Raw genomic sequence first — 8,142 nt, forward strand, 5'->3', positions numbered from 1 at the left:
GGCGGGGCCTCCGGTGTCCGGACCGTCCCCGGCGGAACTGCCCGTGACCGGGCTGTCCGTGACGCGACTGGCCGGGGCCGGACCGCCCGTGACCGGGCCGTCGGTGGCGGGCCCTCCCGGAGCGGGTCCGCCCGGGGCCGGACCGCCCGGGGCGCGCGGCGGGCGGGCCGCCCGGCCGGTCACAGCCGTCCCGCCTTGCGCTCGGCCACCAGCAGCCACAGCAGATAGCCGCCGCCGAGGACCGCCGTCAGCACCCCCACCGGCACCCGCCCGGCCCCGAAGACCTGCTGCGAGGCCCAGTCGGCGCCCGTCATCAGGGCAGCTCCCATGCAGGCGGCGGGCAGCAGGTTCGGCCCCGTGGTCCGGGTGAGCCGGCGGGCGAGCTGGGGCGCGGCGAGGGCGACGAAGGCGACCGGGCCGACGGCGGAGGCGGCGACGGCGCTGAGCAGCACGGCGGCGGAGAGGGCGACCAGCCGTGTCCGCTCGACCGGCACCCCCATCGCGTACGCCGCGTCGTCGCCCATCTCCAGCATCCGCAGCGCCCGCCCCTGGCCGAGCGCCAGCGGCGCGAGCACGGCGCAGACGGCCAGCAGCGGCCAGAACTGCTCCCAGTCCCGGCCCTCCAGGGACCCGGTGAGCCAGATCAGCGCGCGGGCCGCGTCCACCAGGTCTGCCTTGGTCAGCAGATAGCCGATGACCGCGTACAGCATGGCGGCCGCGCCGATGCCGACCAGGACCAGCCGGTAGCCGTGCACACCGCGCCGCCAGGCCAGGGCGTAGACGCCGAAGCCGGTGAGGAGGCCGCCGGCGATCGCCCCGGCCGAGACGGCGGCCGCGCTGCCGTCGAACACGACGATGACGGTCAGCGCCCCGGCCGCCGCGCCGTTGCCGAGGCCGAGGATGTCGGGGCTGCCGAGCGGGTTGCGGGAGACGCTCTGGAAGACGGCTCCGGAGATGCCCAGCGCCACGCCGGTGAAGAGGGCGACCAGCACCCGTGGCAGCCGGAGCTCGTTGACGATGAACTCCTGCGCGGGGGTGCCGTAACCGGCCAGGGTGTTCAGCACCTCGGCGGGCGCCATCGGGAAGTCGCCGGTGGCGATGAGCGCGACCCCGAGGGCGAGCGCCGCGAGCAGTGTCAGGGCGCCGGCGAACAGGGCGCGCGGCGAGGTGCGGAGGGACAGGCCGCGGATGCGCAGGACGTTCACAGCTGGGCCATCCTCCGTCGGCGTACGAGCTGGATGAAGACGGGACCGCCGATCAGCGCGGTGACCACGCCGACCTGGAGTTCACCGGGCCGGGCGACGACCCGGCCCAGGACGTCGGCGCCGAGGAACAGCACGGGCGCGAGCACGGCCGCGTAGGGCAGCATCCAGCGCAGGTCCGGGCCGGTCAGCGAGCGGACCAGGTGCGGCACCATCAGGCCGACGAAGACGATCGGCCCGCAGGCGGCGGTCGCGGCGCCGCACAGCAGCGTGACCGCGGCCATGGCCAGCGCCCGGGTGCGGTTGAGGTTGGTGCCCAGCGCCCGGGCGTGGTCGTCGCCGAGGGCGACGGCGTTGAGCGGCCGGGCCAGGGCGAGCGCGAGGACCGCGCCGGTGACGAGGAACGGCCAGATCTGGGAGACCACGGGCATGGTGGCCGGGGCGAGCGAACCCACCGTCCAGAAGCGCATCTTGTCGAGCGACGCGGTGTCGAGCAGCTGTACGGCCTGGACGTAGCCGTAGAGCGCGAAGGTCGCGGCGGTCCCGGCGAGCGCGAGCCGCACGGGGGTCGCGCCGCCGCGGCTGCCGCCGAGGACATAGACGGCAGCGGAGACGGCGGCGGCGCCGGCGAACGCGAACCAGACGTAGTCGGTGACCGAGGTCACGCCGAGGAAGCTGATCGCCGACACGACGGCCGCCGAGGCACCGGCGTTCACGCCCAGAATGCCGGGGTCGGCCAGCGGGTTGCGGGTCAGCGCCTGCATCACGGCACCGGCGAGACCGAGCGCCGCGCCGGCGAGCAGGCCCAGCAGGGTGCGGGGCAGCCGCAGATCCCGGACGACGACGTCGGTGTCCGTACCGGAGTAGTGGAACAGCCCGTGCCACACCTGGTCGAGAGGGACCTGCTTGGCGCCCACGGCGATGCTCAGGGCGGCCACGGCCACCAGCGCGGCACACGCGGCGGCCAGTCCGGCCGCCCGGGCGGCCGTGCCCCGGCCGCGGGGTCGCGGCACGGAGGCGTCCGTTCCGGTCCCGGCGGTCGCCGGGCTGGCCACGGTCACACGGGACTCCAACGGGAACTCACGGAAGGGGCAGGGGAGGCGGCGGAGGCCACAGGACCTCCCACCGGGAGTTAGGTTAACCTACCCTCACTTCAACCCTCGTTCAGACCTTCGAAAAGGCCAGGCACCACCATGAACAGAGCCCGCACCGCGCCCCCGTCCCGCCGTTCCATCCTCGCAGGCGCCGCCGCCCTCGGCGCCGGGACCCTGCTCACCGCCTGCGGCGGCGGCAAGTCGGACGGCTCGGACGCGTCCGGCGGCGGCTCCGGCTCCTGGTCGTTCAAGGACGACCGGGGTACGACGGTCAAGGCGGACGGCGTCCCGGAGAAGATCGTGGCCTTCATCGGCTCCGCGGCGGCGCTGAAGGACTACGGCATCGAGTGCACCGGCGTCTTCGGCCCCACGAAGGCCGCCGACGGCAAGCCGGACGTGCAGGCCGGCGAGGTCGACATCGACAAGGTGACCGTACTCGGCAACGCCTGGGGCGAGTTCAACGTCGAGAAGTACGCCGGCCTCCAGCCCGAACTGCTCATCAGCAACATGTTCGAGAAGAACACCCTCTGGTACGTCCCGGAGGAGAGCAAGAAGAAGATCACCGCCCTCGCGCCCAGCATCGGCATCAGCACGGTCGGTGTCAGCCTCACCACCCCGATCCGGCGCTACGCCCAGCTGGCCGAATCCCTCGGCGCGGACCTGAAGTCGGAGAAGGCCACCGCGGACAAGAAGCGCTTCGAGGAGGCGTCCGCGCGGCTGCGCCGGGCGGCGAAGGCCGCCGGCGGCATCAAGGTCCTGGCCTGCTCCGGCAGCCCCGACCTGTTCTACGCCTCCACCCCGAGCGGCAGCGCCGACCTCACCTACTTCAAGGAACTCGGCGTCGACCTCGTCGAGCCGGACAACCCGGACGAGGGCGGCTTCTTCGAGAGCCTCAGCTGGGAGAACGCCGACAAGTACAAGGCGGACATCCTCTTCCTGGACAACCGCTCCTCGGCTCTCCAGCCCAAGGCCCTCGCCAAGAAGCCCACCTGGGCCAAGCTCCCCGCCGTCGAGGCCGGACAGGTCGTCGGCTGGTCCAGCGAGCCGCGCTACTCCTACGCGGGCTGCGCCCCGCTCATCGAGCAGCTCGCGAAGGCGATCGAGGACGCCAAGAAGATCGTCTGACACGGACCGCGTCTCCCGTACGGCACGGCACGGGAGGTACGGGAAGTACGGGAGGTACGGGAGGTACGGGAGGTACGGGAGGTACGGGAGGTACGGGAGGTACGGCGGGCCGTCCCGGCCCCGGCGGCCTGCCCGGCGGGATGCTCCCGGCCCCGGTGCGGCCCGCCGGGGGGAACGCTCCAACGGGCCGCGCCGACCCGGGCGTGCCCGGGTCGGGTGATGGGGCCCAGCGGGGCCGCGTACCGGACCGGGGCGGCGCCCGGCCGGAACCCTCCCGGCACGGCTCGACCGGGGCCGCCCCCGACCGGGGTGCCGTTGTCCGGGGCCGCCCTTGGCCGGGGCCGCCCCCGACCAGGGCCGTGCCGGGCCCCGCCGCACCGAACCAGCCGCGACGGACCAGCCAAACGGACCTGCGGGAGGGGACGCCGCGCGGCCGGACACACACGGGGGAGTGTCCGACCGCGCCCCGGCATGGCAGGGCACGGCACGGCACGGCAGACATGCCGGAGCCCGGCACGGCCTGGCGCGGCGCGTCGGGCCCGGAGCCCGAGCCGGAGCCGGAGCGGCGGCCCGGATCAGTCCAGCCCGAGCCGCATCAGCGCCTTCCGCGCGTCCAGTTCACCGGCCGTTCCGCCGCCCGCCGCCGACCAGGCCGCCGCGCACAGCGCACGCAGCCCGTCCAGCGGCTCCGCGCCCTCACCGTCCAGCAGCAACTCGTCCCGCCCGGCGCGCGCGGTCCAGCCGCCGCACTCGAACGCTTCCGCGGCTCCCCCGCCGCCCGCTCCGTCGCCGCCGGTCACCGGTGAGACATCCGGCTGGGCCGCGAGCAGCCCGCGCAGATCGGCCGCCACGTACGTCGGCCGGTGCCGCGGCCCGGCCGCCAGCAGATCGGCCGCGTCGGTCACACCGGTCAGCACCAGCAGCGAGTCGACCTCCCCCGCGTACGCGCCCTCGATGTCCGTGTCCAGCCGGTCGCCGACGACCAGCGGCCGCCGCGCCCCGGTCCGCAGAATCGTTTCGCGGTGCATCGGAGGCAACGGCTTCCCGGCGACCTCCGGACTGCCGCCCGCGGCGATCCGCACCACCTCCACCAGCGCGCCGTTCCCCGGAGCCCTGCCCCGGCCGGTCGGAATGGTCAGATCCGTGTTCGACGCGAACCAGGGCAGCCCGCGGGCCACCCCGTACGAGGCCTCGGCGAGCTGCTCCCAGCCGAGCCCGGCATCGTAACCCTGCACGACGGCCGCCGGGGCGTCGTCGAGCGAGTCCACCGGCACCAGCCCCCGCTCGCGCAGCGCGACCCGCAGCCCCTCGCCGCCGACCGTCAGCACCCGGGCCCCGGCCGGCAACCGCTCAGCGATCAGCCGCGCCACCGCCTGCGCGGACGTGATCACGTCCGCCGGCCCGGCCGGCACCCCGAGCCGGGTCAGATGAGCGGCGACCTCCTGCGGCGTCCGCGAGGCGTTGTTGGTGACATAGGCCAGCCGCACACCGGCGTTCCGGGCCGCCTCCAGCGACGCGACCGCGTGCCCGACCGCCTCGCCGCCCGCATACACCACCCCGTCGAGATCGAGCAAGGCTGTGTCATACGTCTCATGCAGCGGCCGTCCGCTCCCGGCCGGTCGTGTGCGAATCCGGTCCGTGCCCTGCTCAGCCATGCTCTTCCGTTCCTCCCGGGGGCCTCTCCCCCGATCATCCCGCACTGTGAGACGGCGCATAACATGCACCAATGACCACGACAGGCCCCAGAAATGACGGCTTGCGGCTGTCCCCCTTCCGAGGACTCCGCTACGCACCGGAGCGGATCGGCAGCCTCGCCGCGGTGACCTCGCCACCGTACGACGTCGTGGTCCGGCCCGACGGCCTGCGCCACCTGGAGACGGCCGACCCGCACAACATCGTGCGGCTCATCCTCCCCCAGGCCGCCTCCCCCGCCGCCCGCCACCGGCAGGCCGCGGACACCCTGCACCGCTGGCAGGCCGAGGGCGTGCTCCGCACCGACCCGGAACCCGCGCTCTACGTCTACGAACAGCGGGCCGGCGACACCCTGCAACGCGGGCTGATCGGCGCGCTGCGCCTGTCCCGGCCCGAGGAGGGCGTCGTACTGCCGCACGAGGACGTCATGCCCGACGTCGTCGCCGACCGCGCGGACCTGATGCGGGAAACAGCCGCCAACCTGGAGCCGCTGCTGCTCTCCTATCGCGGCGACGGCACCGTGTCCGGCGCGGTCGCCGTCATCGAACGCGCCATCCGGCGGGCCCCGTTGCTCTCGACGACCACCGAGGACGGCTTCTGCCACCGGCTGTGGGCGGTCACGGACCCCGCCGAGCTGGCGGAGGCCGGCACCGACCTCGCCCGCCGCCGGGCGCTCATCGCCGACGGCCACCACCGCTGGGCGACGTATCTGCGGCTGCGCGACGAGCGGCCGTCTCCCGGCCCGTGGGACCACGGCCTGGTCCTCCTCGTCGACACCGCCCGCTATCCGCTGCGGGTCCGCGCCATCCACCGGCTGCTGGAACGGCTGCCGGTCCCGGACGCGCTCGGGGCGCTCAAGGACGCCTTCCGCGTGCGCCGGATCGACGGGCCGCTGCCACGCGCCCTCGACGTCCTGCACACCTCCTCGGCCGCCGCGGCTCCGGGCGGACCGGACAACGCCTTCCTCCTCGCCGGTGACGGAGGCTTCCACCTGCTCGACCGGCCGGACCCGGAACTCCTGGCCCGTACGGTGCCGGCCGGCCGGCCGGAGGCCTGGCGGACCCTGGACGCCACCGTGCTGCACTCCGTACTGCTGGAACACGTGTGGCGGATCCCCGACGGGCCGGAGGACATCCGCTACATCCACGACACCGAGGCGGCCGTCGAGCAGGCCGAGCGGCACGGGGGCACGGCCGTGCTGATGCGCCCGGTGCACGAGGACACCGTGCGCGGACTCGCCGAGCAGGGCGTGACCATGCCCCGCAAGTCCACGTCCTTCGGACCGAAACCGGCGACCGGCCTCGTGCTGCGCGACCTCGACCAGAACTGACGGAACCCCGGCGCCCGCACCGGGGCACCGGGGTCCGCAGCACAACCGCACCGGCTTGCCGGTTGCTGGTTGTTGGTTGCTGGTCCGGGATCAGCCGTTGCCGGCCGGCCCGCTCTTGTCGCCGTCCGTCTCGCCGTCCGCCGGCCCGCTCTTGTCGCCGTCCGTCTCGCCGTCCGCCTTCTCGTCCGCCGGACCGCTCTTGTCGCCGTCGGCCTCCGGCTCGGCGACGACGCCCGAACCCGCGGCCGCGCCGGATCCCGCGGCTGCGCCGGATCCCGCGGCCACGCTCCCCTCGGAGCCCGAATCCGCGTCCGCGCCTGCGTCGGTGCCCATGCCCGTGTCCGAGTCGGAGTCCGAACCCGGGTCCGAGTCGGAGTCGGAGCCCGAGTCCGAGTCCGGCTCGGAGCCCGAACCCGAGTCCGCGCTTGCGCCCAGGTCCGTACCCGCGTCCGAGTCCTCGGCGGCGGCCGGCTGCTGCTCCTCCGCCTCGGCCTCGGGGTCGAAAGCGTCCAGGAACTCCACCCCGTCCAGCTCCGCGAGCCGGTCCGAGGCGTCCGTGGTCCCGCCCTGGTCCGCCTCCAGCGCCTTGGCGAACCACTCCCGGGCCTCGTCCTCGCGCCCGACGGCGAGGAGAGCGTCCGCGTACGCGTAGCGCAACCGCGCGGTCCACGGCTGCACGGAGTGCGACGCCAACTCCGGGCTCTGCAGCGTCACCACGGCTGCATCGGTCTGCCCCATGTCGCGCCGGGCGCCGGCGGCAACCAGACGCATCTCCACCTGCCCGGCCTTGTCCAGCTTCTGCACCTCGGGCTCACCGGCCATCGCGAGTGCCCGCTCCGGCCGACCCATGCCGCGCTCGCAGTCGGCCATCACCGGCCACAGCTCCGCGGAGCCCGTCATCCGGCGCGCGGCCCGGAACTCGGCAAGCGCCTCGGCGTACTTGCCCGTTCCGTACGCGGCGAAGCCCGCGGCCTCGCGCACGGCCGGCACCCGGGAGGCGAGCCGCAGGGCGATGCGGGAGTACGCGTAGGCCTGCTCGGGGTCGTCGTCGAGCAGCTTCGCCACCATGACGAGGTTGCGCGCGACGTCCTCGGCAAGGGTCTTCGGCAGGCTCAGCAGCTCCTGCCGCACGTCCTTGTCGATCTCTGCGCCGGTGACCTCGTCAGGGATGGGCAGCCGCTTGATCGGCTCCCGCTCGCGGTCGCCGCGATCACGGTCGCCCGGGCGACCGTAGCCGCCACCCGGTCGGCCGTCCCGCCGCCCGTAACCGCCCCCGCGGTCGTCCCGGCCACGGTCGTCCCGGCCACGGCCACCCTGTCCGTAGGGCCGCCCACCACGCTGACCACCCCGGTCGTCCCGGTTCCGGAAGCCACCACCGCGGTCGTCCCGCCGGTCGTCCCGGCCCCGATACCCGCCGCGGTCGTCCCGGCGGTCGTCCCGGCCCCGGTAGCCACCGCGGTCATCCCGCCGGTCGTCCCGGCCGCGGAAACCGCCACGATCCCGGTCGTCCTCCCGACGCGGACGCTCGTCCCGTCGATCCCGGTCATCACGCCGATCCCGATCACCCTGACCCCGGAAACCACCACGATCGTCACGCCGATCGTCCCGCCGGTCGTCCCGACCGCGGAAACCGCCACGATCCCGGTCATCCTCCCGACGCGGACCCCGCGGACGCTCATCACGCCGATCCCGATCCTCA

Annotated in this window: 5 protein-coding genes and 2 pseudogenes; 2 read left to right on the top strand and 5 right to left on the bottom strand. The window is 74.6% G+C overall.

Annotated elements, in window-relative coordinates; translation table 11 throughout:
- Positions 1 to 179 precede the first annotated feature (179 nt).
- Together GCU69_RS19875 and GCU69_RS19880 are read right to left on the bottom strand one after the other, a co-directional pair.
- Positions 180 to 1,205 (bottom strand): FecCD family ABC transporter permease, encoded by a 1,026-nt coding sequence (locus GCU69_RS19875; protein ID WP_156206773.1) that lies wholly within the window; start codon positions 1,203 to 1,205, stop codon positions 180 to 182.
- Positions 1,202 to 2,215: a FecCD family ABC transporter permease gene (locus tag GCU69_RS19880; RefSeq protein ID WP_235978586.1), complete on the bottom strand. Its 1,014-nt coding sequence runs from the start codon at positions 2,213 to 2,215 to the stop codon at positions 1,202 to 1,204. Before GCU69_RS19880 ends, GCU69_RS19875 begins: the two co-directional genes overlap by 4 nt.
- Positions 2,216 to 2,395: 180 nt before the next feature.
- Between GCU69_RS19880 and GCU69_RS19885 the strand changes: the two genes are divergently transcribed.
- Positions 2,396 to 3,421 (top strand): ABC transporter substrate-binding protein, encoded by a 1,026-nt coding sequence (locus tag GCU69_RS19885; protein ID WP_156206775.1) that lies wholly within the window; start codon positions 2,396 to 2,398, stop codon positions 3,419 to 3,421.
- A gap of 575 nt (positions 3,422 to 3,996) precedes the next feature.
- On the opposite strand, the gene GCU69_RS19890 is transcribed toward GCU69_RS19885, so the two are convergent.
- A complete protein-coding gene (locus GCU69_RS19890) occupies positions 3,997 to 5,076 on the bottom strand; it encodes an HAD hydrolase-like protein (protein WP_098751207.1) in 1,080 nt (359 codons plus the stop codon).
- Between the two features lie 71 nt (positions 5,077 to 5,147).
- On the opposite strand from GCU69_RS19890, the gene GCU69_RS19895 reads away from it, so the two are divergent.
- The gene (locus GCU69_RS19895; RefSeq protein WP_156206776.1) at positions 5,148 to 6,443 is read left to right on the top strand and encodes a DUF1015 domain-containing protein; all 1,296 of its coding nucleotides are present in this window, start codon (positions 5,148 to 5,150) and stop codon (positions 6,441 to 6,443) included.
- 291 nt (positions 6,444 to 6,734) lie between these two features.
- On the opposite strand, the pseudogene GCU69_RS19900 reads toward GCU69_RS19895, so the two are convergent.
- Positions 6,735 to 7,574: pseudogene (locus GCU69_RS19900) on the bottom strand (hypothetical protein); the annotation flags it as partial.
- Positions 7,556 to 8,142: pseudogene (locus GCU69_RS32735) on the bottom strand (hypothetical protein); the annotation flags it as partial. The pseudogenes GCU69_RS19900 and GCU69_RS32735, both read right to left, overlap by 19 nt.

It is taken from the genome of Streptomyces lycii (assembly GCF_009735685.1).
GTDB classification, from domain to species: domain Bacteria; phylum Actinomycetota; class Actinomycetes; order Streptomycetales; family Streptomycetaceae; genus Streptomyces; species Streptomyces lycii.